We start from the raw sequence: 17,329 nt of genomic DNA on the forward strand, positions 1-17,329 counted from the left end.
GTCAGCACACTTCCTTGAGCGAACCATCGGCCTCGACGATCAGCGAAAACAGCGCGCCGTGAGCGACTTCGACATTGAGCAATTGTTCACGAGGCAAACCACGGGCCCGCGCCAGCAACAGACGCATGACGCCACCATGACTGACCAGCAACACCCGCTCCCCCGCATGTGCCGCGTGCAAACGCATGACCGCCGCCAGCACCCGCGCTGAAAACTCGGTCACCGGCTCACCTTGCGGCGGCGTGAACCCATAAGGATTTGCCCAGAACAGTCCAAGCGCTTCGGCGTCGGTCTCCATCAACGCCGAAGCGCTCCGCCCTTCCCAGGCACCGAAATGCAGCTCTTGCAGATCCTTGTCCAGAGACACCGACAGATCCCGTTGCGCGCCCAATTCATCAGTAAACCTTGCACAACGCTGCAACGGCGAACTGACCAGCCGATCCCACGGCCCCTGCCCGATCACCGCCTCACGCATCTGCGCCCAGCCCTTTTCGGTCAGCGCATCGTCGAGACTGCCGCGCAGGCCGCCGCCCAGTTCGGTTTCACCGTGTCGCAGCAGGTCCAGACGCAGCGTCATGCCGGGCGATCCGCCACCGCTGCTTCGGCGAAGGTCGCCATCTGCCCGTGCAGGTCGCAGGCCAGGCGCAGCAACGGCACCGCCAGCGCCGCACCGCTGCCCTCGCCCAGACGCAGGCCCAGTTCCAGCAGCGGTTCGGCGCCAAGGGTTTCCAGCACGTGACGATGACCCGGCTCAGCGCCGCGATGGCCGAACAGCAGCCATTCACGACAGGCCGGATTCAGCCGCACCGCCACCAGCGCCGCAACGGTGCAGATAAAACCGTCCACCAGCACCGCCACACCTTCCTGAGCACACGCCAGATACGCGCCGACCAAAGCCGCAATCTCGAACCCGCCGAGATTGAACAGGGTCTGCAACGCATCCCCATGTTGCGCCGCGTGCAGCGCCAGCGCCCGCTCGATCACCTGCGCCTTGTGGCTGACGCCTTCGGCATTCAGCCCGGTGCCGGGACCGGTCAGGTGCGCCACCGGGCAATCGAGCAGCGCACAGGCCAGCGCACTGGCAGCCGTGGTGTTGCCGATGCCCATTTCGCCGCCGATGAACAATTGCGCACCCGCCGCCTTCGCGCGCAGCACGCTGTCGCGCCCGCCCTGCAAGGCCAGCTCGCCCTGAGCCTGAGTCATCGCCGCACCCTTGGCGAAATTCGCCGTGCCCGGGCCGATGCTCAGGTGACGCACACCCGGCAGGTTCAGCGACGGGGTCACGGTGCCCAGATCCACGACCTCAAGCTGCGCACCGAGTTGCCGCGCCAGCACGCTGATCGCCGCGCCACCGCTGACGAAATTCAGCAGCATCTGCCCGGTGACTTCCTGCGGGAACGCGGAAACGCCTTCGGCGACAACGCCGTGGTCGCCGGCAAAAATCGCGATCCAGACCTGATCGAGTTTTGGCTTGATCTGCCCCTGTAATCCGGCCAGTTGCACTGCTACAGATTCCAGTCGCCCGAGGGAGCCGGCAGGTTTGGTCAATTGCTGCTGACGCGCTGCCGCGTTTTCAACGGCGTCCGTATCCACCGGTTTGCACGGGTTCAGCCACCAGGCTTGGGTCATAACGCAGGTCCTTTCAGAGTCAGGGGCAGGCCGGCGACGGTCAGGACGACTCGCTGACAACGCTCGGCCAGAGCTTGATGCAGCCAACCGGCTTCATCGACGTAGCGGCGAGTCAATTCGCCCAGCGGCACGACACCCATTCCGGTCTCGTTGCTGACAAAAATGATTTCACCCGGCAGCGACGCCAGGCATTCAAGCAGGGATTCGCGTTCGGCGGCGAGACGTTCGGCGTCTTCGAGCATCAGCAGATTGGTCAGCCACAGCGTCAGGCAATCCACCAGCAGGCAACGCTCGGCGCTGGCGGTTTCGCGCAGCACCCGGGACAGTTCCAGCGGCTCTTCGATCAATGCCCATTCGGCAGGACGTCGCGCCCGGTGATGGGCGACGCGTTCATTCATCTCGCCATCCAGCGGCTGGCTGGTGGCGATGTACGTCACGGCCAGCGCGCTGTCAGTGGCGAGTTTTTCGGCCAGGCGACTTTTGCCGGAGCGGGCGCCGCCGAGGATCAACTGGAGCATGGGGACATTCCACAGAGTTCACGTAACAGCCCGGTATCCAGGTGCTTCTCCACCAGATCCGCCAGCCGCTCGATATCGCGCTCGCGCAAGCCGTGGTAATCCACCTCCTGCACATCGTTCAAACCGGCCCAGCGCAGCAACGCCACACTGGCCGCCGGCGATTCAAACAGACCGTGCAGGTAGGTGCCGAATATCTGGCCGTCAGAGCTTTGGGCGCCGTCGCAACGGCCATCGTCCAGATGGACAGCGGCGTTTTCCAGCGCAGATCCGGTCGTCACACCCGCATGAATTTCATAACCGCTGACCTCGGCATCTTCCAGCGCCAGACGCCCGCGCACATTGCGCAATTGCTTCTCGGCTTCGAGCTGTGTTTCGAATGCCAGCAGGCCCAGACCGGCGCTGGAGCCCGGCGCGCCTTCCAGGCCGAGCGGATCATGCACCTGCTCGCCGAGCATTTGCAGACCGCCGCAGATTCCCAGCAGCTTGCCGCCATAACGCAGGTGACGATTGATGGCGGTTTCCCAGCCATTGGCGCGCAGATAAGCCAGATCGCTACGGACGCTTTTCGAGCCCGGCAGAATGATCAGATCGGCTGGCGGAATCGCTTGCCCCGGGCCGATGAATTGCAGGTCAACCTGAGGATGCAGCCGCAGCGGATCGAAATCGGTGTGGTTGCTGATGCGCGGCAGCACCGGCACCACCACTTTCAAGACTTGCTCGGCCTTGTCGGTCTGGCGCTGGTCGATGCCGTCCTCGGCCTCCAGATGCAGATCCATGACGTACGGCAACACGCCCAACACGGGTTTGCCGGTGCGCTGCTCCAGCCAGTCGAGACCCGGTTGCAGCAAGGCGATATCACCGCGAAAACGGTTGATGATGAAGCCTTTGACCCTTGCCTGTTCGCTCGGTGATAGCAGTTCCAGCGTGCCCACCAGATGAGCAAACACGCCGCCTCGATTGATGTCCGCAATCAACAGCACCGGACAGTCCACCGCTTCGGCGAAACCCATGTTGGCGATGTCACCGGCGCGCAGATTGATTTCCGCCGGCGAACCCGCGCCCTCGACCATTACCAGCGGATACGCGGCGCTCAAGCGCTCGTGAGAGGCGAGCACGGCCTGCATGGCGATGGCTTTGTAGTCGTGATAGGCAACGGCGTTCATGCTGGTGACCGCACGGCCATGAATGATGACCTGGGCACCGGTGTCGCTGTTGGGCTTGAGCAGCACCGGGTTCATGTCGGTGTGCGGTTCAAGATGCGAGGCCTGCGCCTGCACCGCTTGCGCCCGGCCGATTTCGCCGCCGTCGGCAGTCACCGCGCTGTTGAGCGCCATGTTCTGCGGTTTGAACGGCACCACGGCGACACCCTGACGGGTCGCCCAGCGGCACAGCGCCGTCACCAGCGTACTTTTGCCGGCATCGGAGGTGGTGCCTTGCACCATTAACGTAGTCATGCGGGTTTCTTGTCCATAGAGCGGTCCACGGCGAACGCTTGCAGGGCCTGCTCAAGACGCGCCTCGTCGGCGGCATTGGCCGGCAGACCAAAACGCAGGCTGCTGTTGTGCGCAAAGAGACGCAGGAGGATGCCGCGACGGGCCATGAATTCGTGAAGTGCGTGAGCATGCTCGGTGATCAGCCACTGGAACAGCGCGCAACCACCCTGAGGCTTGAAGCCATGGCGTTCGAGCAACGCAGCCAGACGTTCGCTGGCTTCGTCGCTGCGGATCCGCTGACGAGTGTGGCCTTCGGTGTCTTGCAGGCAGGCTTGTCCCAATACTCGGGTCGGCCCGCTGACAGCCCAGGGCCCCACCTGCTCGGCCAGTAAACGGAGCAACTTGCGCTCGGCCAGCACGAACCCGAGTCGAACACCGGCCAGACCGAAAAACTTGCCGAACGAACGCAACACGATCAGTCCGACCTGATGGGTATGCGGCGCCAGGCTCAATTGCGGGGTGTTGTCCATGAACGCTTCATCGACCACCAGCCAGCCGCCGCGCTGGGCCAGTCGCGCGTGCCAGTCGAGCAATTTCGCCGGAGTAAGGCTCAGGCCAGTGGGATTGTTCGGATTGACCACCACCAGCACGTCGAGGCTGTCGAGGAAGAAATCGACTTCCTGCTCCAGCACTTCGCGGACGATGTAACCGCTGCGCCGCCAGGCCTCGGCATGCTCGGCATAACACGGCGACAGCACACCGACCTTGCCGGCCCGGCGCAGGCGCGGCAGCAACTGAATGGCCATCTGCGAACCGGCCACCGGCAGCACCTGCGCGGCACCGTAGTAGTCGCAGGCCGCCTGTTCCAAGCCGTCATCGGTTTCCGGCAGACGCGCCCAGGCCCGCAGCGGGATCTCCGGGACCGGAAACGGCCACGGCGCCAGCCCCGTGGACAGGTCGAGCCAGTCTTCTTCGGCGATGCCATACTCCAGCGCCGCCCTGCGCAGCCGGCCACCGTGCTCAAGCATAGAATTCAGCCCCCACGCAGAGAATCAGCAGCCATAACCATACCCCGCGTTGGACCAATTGCCAGCCGCGATCGATGGAATCGGCATCCGCCGGCGCACCCTCGCCCAGTTGCGGACGCTCGTGCAGCTCGCCGTGATAGATCGCCGGCCCGCCCAGCTCGACGCCCAGCGCGCCCGCGCCGGCAGCCATTACCGGCCCCGCGTTCGGGCTGTCCCATTTCGGCGCCTGGGTGCGCCAGCATTTCAGCGCGAGTCGGGTCTTGCCCAGCAGCGCGTAGGTCAACGCCACCAGACGTGCAGGAATGTAGTTGAGGACGTCGTCGATTTTCGCCGCCGCCCAGCCGAAACGCTCGAAGCGTTCGTTGCGATAACCCCACATCGCGTCGAGCGTATTGCTCAGGCGATAGAGCACCACGCCCGGCGCACCGGCCACGACAAACCAGAAGATCGCGGCGAACACTGCATCGCTGCCGTTCTCCAGCACCGATTCGGTGGCGGCGCGGGCGACGGCGGTGCTGTCCAGTTCACTGGTCTGGCGGCTGACCAGATACCCCACGCGTTTGCGCGCCTCCTCCAGATCATCGCTGCGCAGGGCCTTGGCCACCGGCTCGACGTGCTCGCCGAGACTGCGCATGCCGAGGGCGCAATACAGCGCGACGATCTCGACGATCCAGCCCACATAAGGCGCCCAGGACAATGCCGTGGCAAGCAGGGTCAGTGGCAGCACCGCGATCACCCACGCGGTGACACCATGGCTGCGCCAGCCGCGCCCGCCGGTGTTGAATCGTTGCTCGATGCGCGCGGCAAAATTGCCGAACGCCACCAGCGGATGCCAGCGTTTCGGTTCACCCAGCAGCGCGTCCAGCGCAACCGCGGCGACACTCAGCAACGCCACACTCATTGACTCACTCCCCAGAAATTTTCATACAGCAGCTCATTGAGCGGACGCGCCTGCGCCCACCCTTCGAGTACCAGCATCGGCGCCGGATAGAATTCCTTGACCGGCCCCAGACAAAGAACCGCCAGCGGCTTGGCCCCGGCCGGCAGTTGCAGCAGATCGGCCAGCGCCTGCGGTTCGAACAGCGACACCCAGCCCATGCCCAGACCTTCGGCGCGCGCCGCCAGCCACAGGTTCTGGATCGCGCAGGACAATGAGGCCATGTCCATTTCCGGCAGCGTGCGGCGGCCGAAAATGTGCCGCTCGCGATCGTCCATCAAGGCTGCAACCAGCACTTCCGCGCAGTCATTGATGCCTTCGACCTTGAGCTTCATGAACTCGTCGCTGCGTTCGCCGAGGGCTTCGGCGGTGCGTACGCGCTCTTCTTCCACAAGATTCTGGATCTGTCCGCGCAAGGTGCGGTCGCTGATGCGGATGAAGCGCCACGGCTGCATCAGGCCGACGCTCGGTGCCTGATGGGCGGCTTCAAGCAATCGGCGCAGCAATTCAGGGTCGACCGTGCCGCCACTGAAGTGGCGCATGTCGCGGCGTTCGGCGATGGCGCGGTAGACCGCTGCGCGCTCGGTTTCAGTGAAGGCGTTGTCGGTCATGGCACCAACAGTGCGGCAATCGCCGACGGGTTCGACGGAAAATAAAAGTGCACGTACGAGGCAGTCATCCGCCCTTCCCGATACACCGCTTCTGCACCGCGCCCGCCATTGGGGCTGTGGCCTCGGGCAATCGGCGTCAGTTCGGTGGTGGTCAGGGAGTGGTGATAGGTGTGGCCACGCAGCAAGCCTTCCGGCAATTCGACGGATTGCAGGGCCAGGGCTGCCAGACGCTTCTGCATCACCGCATCACCTTTGAGCAACCCGACCAGTTCGGCGCGGGTGCCTTCGACATCGGTCAGCGAATCCAGCAGATAGAGCATGCCGCCACATTCGGCGAGCAGCGGTTTACCGGCGGCGTGATGCGCGCGGATCGCTTTGAGCATGTCGGCATTCTGCGACAAGGCAACGTGGTGCAATTCCGGATAGCCGCCGGGCAGGTACAAGCTGTCGGCTTCGGGCAATTGCGTATCGCGGATCGGCGAGAAGAAACTCAATTCCGCACCCATCGCCCTTAGAAGGTCGAGACTGGCGCCGTAGGTGAAGGCGAAGGCTTCGTCACGGGCGACGGCAATCCGCACGCCTTCGAGCAGTCTTTCGGTCTTCACGACTTCAGGTGCAGCGAACTCCACGGCCGGTGGCAGCGCTACCTCGCAAGTGCCGGCCAGCGCTTCGGCGGCGGCGTCGAGACGTACATCGAGATCATTGAGTTCACTGGCCTGCACCAGGCCGAGATGGCGGCTTGGCAGTTCGATCCCGGTTTCCCGGGACAACGCGCCGTACCAGCGCAAACCTTCGGTGAGACTGCCTTCGAGTAATTGCGCGTGACGCACCGTGCCGACGCGGTTGGCCAGCACGCCGGCGAACGGCAAGTCCGGCTGATAACGCGCCAGGCCCAGCGCCAAGGCACCGAAAGTCTGGGCCATGGCCGTGCCGTCGATCACGCCGAGTACCGGCACGCCGAAATGCCGCGCCAGATCGGCGCTCGACGGCGTGCCATCAAACAGGCCCATCACGCCTTCGATCAGGATCAGATCGGCTTCGGCAGCGGCTTCCCACAACAGACGACGGCTTTCCTGCTCGCCAACCATCCACATGTCCAGTTGGTAGACCGGCGCACCGCTGGCGCGCTCAAGGATCATCGGGTCGAGAAAGTCCGGGCCGCACTTGAACACGCGGACCTTGCGGCCCTGATTGCGGTGCAAACGGGCCAGCGCGGCGGTGACGGTGGTCTTGCCCTGGCCGGAGGCCGGCGCGGCGATCAGTACCGCCGGGCAGTGACGTGGTTGATTCAAAGTTCGACGCCTTTCTGCGCTTTGATACCGGCCTGGAAGGCGTGCTTGATCATGCCCATTTCGGTGACGGTGTCGCCCATCTCGATCATTTCCGGCTTGGCAGCGCGACCAGTGACGATCACATGCTGCATCGGCGGACGGGCCTGCAGATCGCTGAGCACCTGATCCAGATCGAGGTAACCGTGCTTGAGGGCGATGTTCAGCTCATCGAGCACCACCAGACCGATCGACGGATCACGCAGCAGCTCGCGGGAGACTTCCCATGCAGCCTCGGCGGCGGCGATGTCGCGCTGGCGGTCCTGGGTTTCCCAAGTGAAGCCTTCACCCATCACATGAAAACGCACCTGCTCCGGGAAACGGCGGAAAAACAATTCTTCGCCGGTGCTGTTACGGCCCTTGATGAACTGCACCACGCCGCACTGCATGCCATGGCCCATGGCGCGGGCGAGCATGCCGAACGCCGAGCTGCTTTTGCCTTTGCCGTTGCCGGTCAGCACCAGCACCAGGCCGCATTCGTCGGGCGAATTGGCGATGCGCTCGTCGATCACGGCTTTTTTGCGCTGCATGCGCGCCAGGTGGCGCTCGTCGCGTTCGGGGGAATCAGTCATGGGGGAGCTCTCCGTTGAGGCTGGATAACGGCGGGCAGGCACAAGAATAGACGGCAACAAGCCTGGCATCGCCCACCGTGATGCCGCTGGATGGATCAGGCCGGTCTCCGGGCTCATGAGCGGCGTTCGCCTGGCTGCGCGCCTTCCCGCTTTGCAGCAGTGGCATTAGGCGCAGCTTTTACTCATTTACCGTTGCGGGGGCAGCGCCGGGATCGTGATGGTTCTTCGCTTGAAGACAATCCTCACCGGCTTCCCTGTTTCACTCTGTCGACAGCGGTCACAGAGCACCTGAAACAAGCCGCGAAGGTTAGAGGGTTGGGGGTGGAGCGTCAAATGAAGAGGGGGTCGTGCGGCAAATAACTGCCGCCGATCAATTATCTGACGCCAATCTTGTGCCACACTGTCAGCAGTGATATCAAAGAGCCATGCTTTTTGACTGCAGAGAGCACATCACAATAACAAGGGAGAGCACCATGCAAGGCATGATCATCAGCAATCCGCGGCTGGAATTCCTGCGCCCGGTGCTGGAACGATGGTTTGACTGTATCGACCGCTACAACGCCGTGCGCGGCGACAACGACACACCCTACTGGCACGACGAAAAAGCCAACCTCGGCCTGCTGTCCGCCGCCGCATGGATGGCCGAACTGGTGACCCTGCGCGACACCGCCACGCGCAAACAGAACGAGGAAGGCGAGCGCAATGCCCGGGCCGACCTGTTCCTGGCCGGCGCCGAAGATCGCGCCTACATCCAGGCAACCCAGCGCTGGCCGCGCGTCACCAGCCTGAATCTGACTCAGGCCCTGGCCGATATCACCAGCGATGCCAAGCGCATCAGCTACGCCAGCGATCTCAAACTCGGCTGCCTGTTCGTCGCCCCACAGAAAGCCCAGCACAGCGCCAGCCCGGAAGAACTGCAGGACATGGTCGACGACCTGCAAAAGGAACACACCTGCGCCGTCGCCTGGTACTTCCCGTACGCCTATCGCAAATTGCGCAGCGAGGCCGGCAACTATCACCCCGGCATTGCCGTGCTGTTCAAGGAGGCACGCGGCTGAGGGGTTGAACCATCGGGCTGGTGTGCTTCTCTATGATTAGGAATGCATTCATAGGGAAGATCAGTAATGCGCAAGCCCCACCTCGTTTTCGTCATCGCACTCGCCGGAGGGCTCACCGCCTGTGGTGAATCCTCCAGCCTGCAAGTCTCGGACGGCACCGGCCCGTCCCCCAAGCTGCCCGAACCGAACAAGACCCTGATCCCGACGGTGAACATCGCCCCGGCGATCGGCTGGCCGGCCGGCGCGAAACCGACGCCAGCGGCAGGCACTCAGGTGGCGGCGTTTGCCGAGAATCTCGATCACCCGCGCTGGCTCTACGTGCTGCCCAACGGCGATGTGCTGGTGGCGGAAACCAATGCCCCGGCAAAACCGGACGACGGCAAAGGCATACGCGGCTGGGTGATGAAAAAAGTCATGGGCCGCGCCGGTGCCGGCGTACCGAGCCCGAACCGCATCACCCTGCTGCGTGATGCCGATCACGACGGCGTGGCCGAGACGCGCACGGTGTTTCTGCAGAACCTGAATTCGCCGTTCGGCATGACCCTGGTCGGCAACGATCTTTACGTCGCCGACACCGACCGCCTGCTGCGCTTTCACTACGAACCCGGCACGACCGAGATCAAGAGCCAACCGATCAAGGTCGTGGACCTGCCGGGCGGCCCGCTCAACCATCACTGGACCAAGAACGTCATTGCCAGCAAGGATGGCAGCAAGCTGTACGTCACCGTCGGTTCGAACAGCAACGTCGGCGAAAACGGCCTGGATCAGGAAGAAGGTCGCGCGGCGATCTGGGAGGTGGATCGAGCGACCGGCAATCACCGGATCTTCGCTTCGGGCATCCGCAACCCCAACGGCCTGGCCTGGGAGCCGAAAAGCGGCGCGCTGTGGACAGCGGTAAACGAGCGGGACGAGATCGGCAGCGATCTGGTGCCGGACTACATCACCTCGGTCAAGGATGGCGGTTTCTATGGCTGGCCGTTCAGCTATTACGGCCAGCACGTCGATGTCCGCGTCGAGCCACAAAACCTGGACCTGGTGGCCAAGGCCATCGCTCCGGATTACGCCGTCGGCCCGCACACTGCCTCACTGGGCCTGACCTTCGCCGAGGGCAACACGCTGCCGGCGCAATTCAAGGAAGGCGCCTTCATCGGCCAGCACGGCTCGTGGAACCGCAAGCCGCACAGTGGCTACAAGGTGATCTTCGTGCCGTTTGCCGCCGGCAAGCCGAGCGGAACGCCGGTGGATGTGCTGACCGGTTTCCTCGACAAGGACGAAAACGCTTTGGGTCGCCCGGTTGGCGTGGTGATTGATCAGCAAGGCGGATTGCTGGTAGCCGATGACGTGGGGAACAAGGTGTGGCGGGTGTCGGCGGCCAAATAGCCCAAGCCCTGAAACAAAAAAACCGTGGGAGCCAATGTGCTCCCACGGTTTTTTATTGATTCGCAGCTTTACGGGTTGTGCGCCAGGTGCTCCGGCTGCAGAACGCGCTTGGCACTCAGATAGGCTTTCTGCCAATACGCTTTCGAAAGGCTGTCCAGCTTCACCGTACCGCCGGTGGCCGGGGCGTGAACGAAGCGCCCTTCCCCGACGTAGATCCCCGCATGACTGACCTGAGAGCCGCCGTTGGTGGCGAAGAAGATCAGGTCGCCGGTCTGCAGCCCTTCCTTGCCGACATTCGGCGCCTGCATGACGATCATCTCGCGGGTCGAGCGCGGCAGGCTGATGCCCGCAGCGTCGCGGTAAACGAAACCGATCAGACCACTGCAATCGAAGCCCGAGTCCGGCGTGTTGCCGCCCCAGCGATAAGGCGTACCCACCAGCCCGAGCGCGCGGAACAGCACGTCTTCGGCAGCGGGAGAGAAAGCCTGGGAGGATCCGAACACAATCGGCGCGCGAACCACGGGGGCTGGCGGCGGAGTGCGGCTGGCGCAAGCGCTGAGCAGCGCTGCGAAGAACATCAGGGCAAGGCGGGCCGTCATCGTCATAAGCAGAACATCCTGATCTGGCTGCGGCTTTTACTGCCGATTCGACAGAAAACAAAACCGCCTGCGTTGGGACGCAGGCGGTTTGCCATCAATATAGATCAGGATTCTAGCGGCTACGCGGCAAACTTCAAGTAAGACTTTAACTTCACCTTGTAAAGTTTAAGTCTATTGCCTCTGAAGGACCGCCTGTCGCCACGAGCGTGGCGACAAAAGCGTGATTACTTGCGAGCGGTAACCACGGTTGGAGCGTTCGCCAAAGCGCGCTTCGCTTCGATGAAGGTCTTGCTCCAGTAGCTGTCACCCAGGCTGTCGATACGGACACCGCCGCTGCGACGACTGCTGGAGTGAATGAACTGATTGTCGCCCAGGTAGATCCCGGCGTGGCTGACACGACCGCGACGACCATTGGTGGCGAAGAACAGCAGATCGCCCGGCTCGAGGTTGCCGCGCGATACCAGCGGAGCATCCACGTTGATCATTTCGCGGGTGGAGCGCGGCAGGTTCATGCCGGCTTCTTCGCGGAACAGGTAGCCGATGAAACCGCTGCAATCGAACCCGGCTTCAGAGGTGCCGCCAAAACGGTAACGGGTACCGATCAGAGACATGCCGCGTTCAAGAATGCTGTCGGCCAGAACCGGAAGCTGGTAAGGCTTCTTGCCGTTGAAAGCGGCCAGTTCCTTTTCGGTGTCCAGCTCTTCCTGGTAAATAACGGAAGACTGGGCGGTGGCAGAATTTTTAGCCTGTTGTTGCTGCTCTTGAACAGGTGAATGAGCAGCGCAACCGAACAACAGGGTGACGAGTGCGAGAGGCACGAGGGGTGCGAAGCGCTTTAGCATGGGCACGACCGTGGCTGATAGTTGTAAAGAAGCCGAGACTATGCCCGCTATCAGCCTCATTTGCAAATTCAATCGATCTTTTTGTGACTTCCCGGTTTCTCGTTTACATCTAAGCGCTTAAGCCTATTTGAATCGAGACGCGGCCTGCGCAATGCACAGGAAAGCGGATTTTCTGGCGCCTGAAATATGCCGAAACCCGCTGAAAGCCCCGGTTTTACCAGCCCAGGGTTTCTTTCAGGAAGGGAATGGTCAGCTTGCGTTGAGCCTGCAAAGAGGCCTGATCGAGCTGTTCGAGCAGGTCAAAAAGCGCGCTCATGCTGCGGGTGCCGCGAGTCAAAATAAAATGCCCGACTTCGTCGGTCAGATGCAGACCACGACGGGATGCGCGCAATTGCAGGGCACGCAATTTGTCTTCATCGGAGAGAGGACGCATCTGGAAAATCAGCGCAAGGGTCAGGCGCGATTTCAAGTCAGCCAGTTTTACCGGCAATTCACGCGGCGAGGTGGAGGCGGCGATCAGCAATCGACGACCACTGTCGCGCAGACGGTTGAACAGGTGAAACATCGCCTCTTCCCAGTCGGGCTTGCCGGCGATCACCTGCAAGTCGTCCAGGCAGACCAGTTCGTACTGTTCGAGGTTGTCGAGGATTTCGATGCCGCGATCCATCAATTCGGCGAGCGGCAGGTACACCGCCGGTTCGCCCATCTGTTCGAAACGCAGGCACGCGGCCTGCAACAGATGCGTACGCCCTACCCCGTGCTTGCCCCACAGATAGATCAGGCTTTCGGTCCAGCCGGCGTCGGCTTCGCATAGACGCTCGACATAGCCGAGTGCAGCGGCATTGGCGCCTGGGTAGTAGTTGATGAAGGTGGCGTCGTCACGCAGACGCACACCTAGGGGCAGCTGAATCGGTTTCATGCTGACTGAACAGTTCCCAAGGAACCGTTAGTGGCCTCTGTGTAAAGTGTGCGAAGTTTATACCCGTGAAGCGGAGCGCACAATGCGACAGACCCCAAGCAAAATCAAAGGTTTGCGTTAACACACTGGTTTTATGACAGTTTCTTTGGCGCACAGGCGCCAGCATTGCCTGCACGAGACGGGCCAACCCGGCAATCCACCGGGCAGCCCTCCATCGCATCAGAGCTTCGGATCATCGACTCCGCTATACATTTCGGAGTCCTTGTACAAGTCATGGACGTGGCGCACCAACACCATGATCACCGCCGCCACCGGCAAGGCCAGCAGCACACCGGTGAAGCCGAACAGCTCACCACCGGCAAGGATCGCAAAGATCACTGCCACCGGATGCAGACCGATTCGGTCACCCACCAGCAACGGCGTCAGCACCATGCCTTCCAGGGCCTGACCGACCATGAACACTGCAACGATCCCGATCATCGGGTACAGGTCACCGCCAAACTGGAACAGCCCGGCAATCAGCGCCGCGCCGATCCCGATCACAAACCCCATATAAGGCACGATGGCCGCCAGACCGGCGATCAGACCAATCAACAGGCCCAGCTCCAGACCGACAATCATCAGCCCCGCCGCATAGATCACGCCCAGCGCCAGCATCACCAGCAGCTGCCCGCGCACGAAAGCGCCGAGCACTTCGTGACATTCGCCCGCCAGCGCCACCACACGCTCTTCACGATCACGCGGCAACAGGCTGCGGATCTTGGCCATCATCACGTCCCAGTCGCGCAGCAAGTAGAAACTCACCACCGGGATCAGCACCAGATTCGCCAGCCAGCCGATCAGCGCCAGACTGGAAGCGGTGGCCTGGCTCAGCACCACGCCGACGATGTCGGTGGTCTGCCCCATGTGTTCGGTGATCGCGGCCTTGACCTTGTCGAACTTCCAGAAACCATCCGACAACCCCAGCTTCGACTGCGCCCATGGCAACGCCGTGTGCTGCAGCCAGTCGAGCATCTGCGGTGCCAGTTCGTACAGACGCAGCAACTGTTTGGCGAGCATCGGCACCAGCACCAGCAGCAACGTGGTGAAGATCAGGGTGAACAAGGCGAACACCGCAATCACGCCCCAGGTGCGGGACAAGCCGAGCCGCTCAAGACGATCCACCAAAGGGTCGAACAGATAAGCGAGCAACAGCGCCACCAGAAACGGCGTGAGGATCGGATGCAGCAACCAGACAAACGCGCAAAGCAGGAGCACCCCACCGAGCCAGAACCAACGCCGCGTATCGGCCATGTAACACTCCATTGCTTCTATATATGAAAGAAAAACCTACCAGCGGAATCGCAACGACGGTGCCGCAGGTGCCGGTGCCGGCGCAACGACAGGCGCACCGCCTGGCACTGCAGGCTGCGGAGCCACCGGAGCCGGCGCCTCGGCCGGCATTTCCTGCAACTTCGCCAGCGACAACTGCGCCCGCAACTGATCGGCACTGCCATTGACCCGATACACAATGCGATCGGCATCGACACTCTGCAGCCGCACGCCAAAAGGTTCGAGCATCCGCAGCAACGTCGCGTAATGCTCCAGATTCATGCCCTGAACTTCCAGCGTCTGCTGCCCCGAAGCGCCAGGCTTGGCAACAAAGCGCGGCGCCAGCCGCTCGGCCACCGCCAGCATCACGGCATCGGCGACAGCGGCCTGATCAGCCCCCTGCACACTTCCCGCTTCCTTTTGATCACCCAGCCACAAATGCCATTTGGCTTGCCACTGACCACCCTCTTCGCGGGCATGCACAGCAAGCAACGCGTCAGCGTTGTAACGTTCAGACGCTGCATGAAGCGGAGCTGGATCGGTGCCTTCGAGCGTCGGCGCGGTTGCGACCAGTTGCTCACTCAGATCCGCCAGCGGCAGGCGCAACGGCAACCCTCGGTGCTGGGCGGCACGTCGCAAGGGCGCCGCACTGGCCTGACCGTCGCCCACCAGGCTCGAGCCTTCGGTGGAGTCGTTCAGCCACCAGCTCAGAATCGACGGCCGACTCGCGCCCCACAGCGACAACCCGGCACGGCGCAGCGCCTGCTCAGTGGTGGCCGGATCGAAGTCGACCTTCAATACCTCCGGCGGCCCGGCATCGAAACCAAACTGGCTGATGATTTGTTGCGGATCCTTGCGAATCGGCGCCAACCCGGGATTCTGCGGTGCCTTCGGATCCCCCGTGAGACGCAGCACCAGCGTATCCAGCGCCGCTTGCGTGGCACGATCACGCTCCTCCGGTGACTGGCCGTTGACCGGTTCGCGCACCTGATAAAGCCCTTTGACGTTTTCGGCCTGGCTCGCCAGGCTGACCAGAGACAAGCAGCCCACTAACAGCAATTTACACAAACGCATGGAGAATTCCCGTCGACAAGAGCGGCTGGAACAGGCCGCGTGAACCGGATTGAGCAAGCCTGTGACCACTGGCCGTTGCAAAACATTCACACGCTGGCGATAAGTTTTTGCATAGCCCTAACGATAGACGGTTCCTTATACAGGCACCCGTGATGTCACCCACAGCTTCATTTGCAAAAAATTTCGGCCGATATGCCCCTGCCCGTCGGCGTGAGGATGGCCGCTGCCCCTCAAGCCTGATAAAATCGCGCGCCTTCGCAGACCGGCAACAGCCGGGCACCTCGAAACTCGCGTGAGGCCATCGCCCCCTCGATTTCGAAGTTCCCGCTGAACTCGGTCGTTACCCCTGAATCCCCTCCCCTAAAGGCCTGGATCATGAGCAAGCAACCCTCCCTGAGCTACAAGGACGCCGGTGTAGACATCGACGCCGGTGAAGCATTGGTCGAACGCATCAAGAGCGTCGCCAAGCGCACTGCGCGCCCGGAAGTCATGGGCGGCCTGGGCGGTTTCGGCGCCCTCTGCGAAATCCCGGCCGGCTACAAGCAGCCAGTACTGGTTTCCGGCACCGACGGCGTCGGCACCAAGCTGCGTCTGGCGCTGAACCTGAACAAGCACGACAGCATCGGCCAGGACCTGGTCGCCATGTGCGTCAACGATCTGGTGGTGTGCGGCGCCGAGCCACTGTTCTTCCTTGACTACTACGCCACCGGCAAGCTGAACGTCGACGTTGCCGCCACTGTCGTCACCGGTATCGGTGCAGGCTGCGAACTGGCTGGCTGCTCGCTGGTCGGCGGCGAAACCGCTGAAATGCCTGGCATGTACGAAGGCGAAGACTACGATCTGGCCGGTTTCTGCGTCGGCGTCGTGGAAAAAGCGGAAATCATCGACGGCTCGAAAGTCGCCACCGGTGACGCCCTGATCGCCCTGCCATCGTCCGGCCCGCACTCCAACGGCTACTCGCTGATCCGCAAGATCATCGAAGTGTCCGGCGCCGACATCGAAACCGTTCAGCTCGACGGCAAGCCGCTGACCGATCTGCTGATGGCCCCGACCCGCATCTACGTCAAGCCGCTGCTCAAGCTGATCAAGGACACCGGCGCCGTCAAGGCCATGGCCCACATCACCGGTGGCGGCCTGCTGGACAACATCCCGCGCGTTCTGCCAAAAGGCGCTCAAGCCGTGGTTGACGTGGCCAGCTGGAATCGCCCGGCCGTCTTCGACTGGCTGCAAGAGAAAGGCAACGTCGACGAGACCGAAATGCACCGCGTACTAAACTGCGGCGTGGGCATGGTGATCTGCGTGGCTCAGGAGCACGTTGAAACTGCCCTGAACACCCTGCGTGAAGCCGGCGAACAGCCTTGGGTCATCGGCCAGATCGGTGTCGCCGCCGAAGGCGCTGCCCAGGTCGAGCTGAAAAACCTCAAGGCTCACTAATGCCTAATACCTGTGATGTCGTGGTGCTGCTGTCCGGCACCGGCAGTAACTTGCAGGCCCTGATCGACAGCACGCGGACCGGCGACAGCCCGGTCCGCATCGCTGCGGTGATTTCCAACCGCGCCGACGCCTACGGCCTGCAACGCGCCAGTGACGCGGGTATCGCCACCCGCTCGCTGGATCACAAGGGTTTCGAAGGTCGCGAGGCCTTCGACGCCGCCCTGATCGAACTGATCGACGAATTCAATCCGAAACTCGTGGTACTGGCCGGCTTCATGCGCATTCTCAGCGCTGACTTCGTCCGGCACTATCAGGGTCGCCTGCTCAATATCCATCCGTCGCTGCTGCCCAAATACAAAGGGTTACACACTCATCAGCGTGCGCTGGAAGCCGGCGACGCCGAACACGGCTGCTCCGTGCACTTCGTCACCGAGGAACTCGATGGCGGACCACTGGTCGTACAGGCAGTAATACCGGTAGAGTTGCACGATTCGCCGCAGAGTCTGGCGCAACGGGTTCACGTTCAGGAACACCTGATCTACCCGATGGCCGTACGCTGGTTTGCCGAAGGACGGCTGACCCTCGGCGAGCAAGGTGCTTTACTGGATGGCCAGATACTCGGGGCCAGCGGTCACTTGATTCGAAACTAGGAGATT

The 17,329-nt window shown here is 62.4% G+C and carries 18 protein-coding genes and 1 riboswitch; of the genes, 4 read left to right on the forward strand and 14 right to left on the reverse strand.

Annotation, left to right across the window (positions count from 1 at the left end; genetic code table 11):
* Position 1: 1 nt before the first annotated feature.
* The 9 genes from cobC to cobO are packed head-to-tail and all read right to left on the reverse strand — an operon-like array spanning position 2 to position 8,056.
* Positions 2 to 577, reverse strand: a complete 576-nt coding sequence (gene cobC, locus AC07NR_RS00115; protein WP_495077561.1) for an alpha-ribazole phosphatase family protein — start codon at positions 575 to 577, stop codon at positions 2 to 4.
* The gene (cobT, locus tag AC07NR_RS00120) at positions 574 to 1,629 is read right to left on the reverse strand and encodes a nicotinate-nucleotide--dimethylbenzimidazole phosphoribosyltransferase (RefSeq protein ID WP_495077562.1); all 1,056 of its coding nucleotides are present in this window, start codon (positions 1,627 to 1,629) and stop codon (positions 574 to 576) included. The genes cobC and cobT overlap by 4 nt, the downstream gene beginning before the upstream one ends.
* Positions 1,626 to 2,147, reverse strand: a complete 522-nt coding sequence (cobU, locus tag AC07NR_RS00125; protein ID WP_248737905.1) for a bifunctional adenosylcobinamide kinase/adenosylcobinamide-phosphate guanylyltransferase — start codon at positions 2,145 to 2,147, stop codon at positions 1,626 to 1,628. The genes cobT and cobU overlap by 4 nt, the downstream gene beginning before the upstream one ends.
* Complete coding sequence (locus tag AC07NR_RS00130) at positions 2,135 to 3,601, reverse strand: cobyric acid synthase (RefSeq protein ID WP_495077563.1); 1,467 nt, start codon at positions 3,599 to 3,601, stop codon at positions 2,135 to 2,137. The genes cobU and AC07NR_RS00130 overlap by 13 nt, the downstream gene beginning before the upstream one ends.
* Positions 3,598 to 4,608, reverse strand: a complete 1,011-nt coding sequence (gene cobD, locus AC07NR_RS00135; protein WP_495077564.1) for a threonine-phosphate decarboxylase CobD — start codon at positions 4,606 to 4,608, stop codon at positions 3,598 to 3,600. Before cobD ends, AC07NR_RS00130 begins: the two co-directional genes overlap by 4 nt.
* Positions 4,601 to 5,509, reverse strand: coding sequence for an adenosylcobinamide-phosphate synthase CbiB (cbiB, locus tag AC07NR_RS00140; RefSeq protein ID WP_495077565.1), 909 nt, complete (start codon positions 5,507 to 5,509; stop codon positions 4,601 to 4,603). The genes cobD and cbiB overlap by 8 nt, the downstream gene beginning before the upstream one ends.
* Positions 5,506 to 6,156 carry a 5,6-dimethylbenzimidazole synthase gene (gene bluB, locus AC07NR_RS00145; protein WP_495077566.1) on the reverse strand — a complete coding sequence of 217 codons (651 nt, stop codon included), beginning with the start codon at positions 6,154 to 6,156 and terminating at the stop codon, positions 5,506 to 5,508. The genes cbiB and bluB overlap by 4 nt, the downstream gene beginning before the upstream one ends.
* A complete protein-coding gene (locus AC07NR_RS00150) occupies positions 6,153 to 7,448 on the reverse strand; it encodes a cobyrinic acid a,c-diamide synthase CobB (RefSeq protein WP_495077567.1) in 1,296 nt (431 codons plus the stop codon). Before AC07NR_RS00150 ends, bluB begins: the two co-directional genes overlap by 4 nt.
* A complete protein-coding gene (gene cobO, locus AC07NR_RS00155; protein ID WP_007950401.1) occupies positions 7,445 to 8,056 on the reverse strand; it encodes a cob(I)yrinic acid a,c-diamide adenosyltransferase in 612 nt (203 codons plus the stop codon). Before cobO ends, AC07NR_RS00150 begins: the two co-directional genes overlap by 4 nt.
* A gap of 81 nt (positions 8,057 to 8,137) precedes the next feature.
* Positions 8,138 to 8,363: riboswitch (cobalamin riboswitch) on the reverse strand.
* Between the two features lie 166 nt (positions 8,364 to 8,529).
* Between cobO and AC07NR_RS00160 the strand changes: the two genes are divergently transcribed.
* Positions 8,530 to 9,114 (forward strand): hypothetical protein, encoded by a 585-nt coding sequence (locus tag AC07NR_RS00160; protein WP_114881952.1) that lies wholly within the window; start codon positions 8,530 to 8,532, stop codon positions 9,112 to 9,114.
* Between the two features lie 66 nt (positions 9,115 to 9,180).
* Positions 9,181 to 10,494, forward strand: a complete 1,314-nt coding sequence (locus AC07NR_RS00165) for a PQQ-dependent sugar dehydrogenase (protein WP_495077568.1) — start codon at positions 9,181 to 9,183, stop codon at positions 10,492 to 10,494.
* A gap of 68 nt (positions 10,495 to 10,562) precedes the next feature.
* Here the strand turns inward: AC07NR_RS00165 and AC07NR_RS00170 are convergent, their stop codons facing one another.
* From AC07NR_RS00170 to AC07NR_RS00190, 5 genes are all read right to left on the reverse strand, one after another.
* Positions 10,563 to 11,099 (reverse strand): C40 family peptidase, encoded by a 537-nt coding sequence (locus AC07NR_RS00170; protein WP_085710577.1) that lies wholly within the window; start codon positions 11,097 to 11,099, stop codon positions 10,563 to 10,565.
* A gap of 218 nt (positions 11,100 to 11,317) precedes the next feature.
* Entirely contained in the window at positions 11,318 to 11,935 is a 618-nt protein-coding gene (locus AC07NR_RS00175; protein ID WP_085710576.1) for a C40 family peptidase, read from the reverse strand.
* Positions 11,936 to 12,149: 214 nt separating this feature from the next.
* Positions 12,150 to 12,854, reverse strand: coding sequence for a DnaA regulatory inactivator Hda (gene hda / locus AC07NR_RS00180; protein WP_025111852.1), 705 nt, complete (start codon positions 12,852 to 12,854; stop codon positions 12,150 to 12,152).
* Between the two features lie 219 nt (positions 12,855 to 13,073).
* Positions 13,074 to 14,147: an AI-2E family transporter gene (locus AC07NR_RS00185; protein WP_085710575.1), complete on the reverse strand. Its 1,074-nt coding sequence runs from the start codon at positions 14,145 to 14,147 to the stop codon at positions 13,074 to 13,076.
* A gap of 36 nt (positions 14,148 to 14,183) precedes the next feature.
* Positions 14,184 to 15,239, reverse strand: a complete 1,056-nt coding sequence (locus tag AC07NR_RS00190; RefSeq protein WP_495077569.1) for a DUF2066 domain-containing protein — start codon at positions 15,237 to 15,239, stop codon at positions 14,184 to 14,186.
* Positions 15,240 to 15,614: 375 nt separating this feature from the next.
* Here AC07NR_RS00190 and purM point away from each other — a divergent pair, with 375 nt between their 5' ends.
* Together purM and purN are read left to right on the forward strand one after the other, a co-directional pair.
* A complete protein-coding gene (gene purM, locus AC07NR_RS00195) occupies positions 15,615 to 16,673 on the forward strand; it encodes a phosphoribosylformylglycinamidine cyclo-ligase (RefSeq protein ID WP_134825926.1) in 1,059 nt (352 codons plus the stop codon).
* Positions 16,673 to 17,323, forward strand: a complete 651-nt coding sequence (purN, locus tag AC07NR_RS00200; RefSeq protein WP_495077570.1) for a phosphoribosylglycinamide formyltransferase — start codon at positions 16,673 to 16,675, stop codon at positions 17,321 to 17,323. Before purM ends, purN begins: the two co-directional genes overlap by 1 nt.
* Positions 17,324 to 17,329: the final 6 nt, after the last annotated feature.

This window comes from Pseudomonas sp. GW821-FHT09C09 (assembly GCF_059418105.1).

Coding starts and splice junctions, on each gene's coding strand:
- cobC (WP_495077561.1), bottom strand. CDS start 577: ATGACGCTGCGTCTGGACCTGCTGCGACACGGTGAAACCGAACTGGGC.
- cobT (WP_495077562.1), bottom strand. CDS start 1,629: ATGACCCAAGCCTGGTGGCTGAACCCGTGCAAACCGGTGGATACGGAC.
- cobU (WP_248737905.1), bottom strand. CDS start 2,147: ATGCTCCAGTTGATCCTCGGCGGCGCCCGCTCCGGCAAAAGTCGCCTG.
- AC07NR_RS00130 (WP_495077563.1), bottom strand. CDS start 3,601: ATGACTACGTTAATGGTGCAAGGCACCACCTCCGATGCCGGCAAAAGT.
- cobD (WP_495077564.1), bottom strand. CDS start 4,608: ATGCTTGAGCACGGTGGCCGGCTGCGCAGGGCGGCGCTGGAGTATGGC.
- cbiB (WP_495077565.1), bottom strand. CDS start 5,509: ATGAGTGTGGCGTTGCTGAGTGTCGCCGCGGTTGCGCTGGACGCGCTG.
- bluB (WP_495077566.1), bottom strand. CDS start 6,156: ATGACCGACAACGCCTTCACTGAAACCGAGCGCGCAGCGGTCTACCGC.
- cobO (WP_007950401.1), bottom strand. CDS start 8,056: ATGACTGATTCCCCCGAACGCGACGAGCGCCACCTGGCGCGCATGCAG.
- AC07NR_RS00160 (WP_114881952.1), top strand. CDS start 8,530: ATGCAAGGCATGATCATCAGCAATCCGCGGCTGGAATTCCTGCGCCCG.
- AC07NR_RS00165 (WP_495077568.1), top strand. CDS start 9,181: ATGCGCAAGCCCCACCTCGTTTTCGTCATCGCACTCGCCGGAGGGCTC.
- AC07NR_RS00170 (WP_085710577.1), bottom strand. CDS start 11,099: ATGACGATGACGGCCCGCCTTGCCCTGATGTTCTTCGCAGCGCTGCTC.
- AC07NR_RS00175 (WP_085710576.1), bottom strand. CDS start 11,935: ATGCTAAAGCGCTTCGCACCCCTCGTGCCTCTCGCACTCGTCACCCTG.
- hda (WP_025111852.1), bottom strand. CDS start 12,854: ATGAAACCGATTCAGCTGCCCCTAGGTGTGCGTCTGCGTGACGACGCC.
- AC07NR_RS00185 (WP_085710575.1), bottom strand. CDS start 14,147: ATGGCCGATACGCGGCGTTGGTTCTGGCTCGGTGGGGTGCTCCTGCTT.
- AC07NR_RS00190 (WP_495077569.1), bottom strand. CDS start 15,239: ATGCGTTTGTGTAAATTGCTGTTAGTGGGCTGCTTGTCTCTGGTCAGC.
- purM (WP_134825926.1), top strand. CDS start 15,615: ATGAGCAAGCAACCCTCCCTGAGCTACAAGGACGCCGGTGTAGACATC.
- purN (WP_495077570.1), top strand. CDS start 16,673: ATGCCTAATACCTGTGATGTCGTGGTGCTGCTGTCCGGCACCGGCAGT.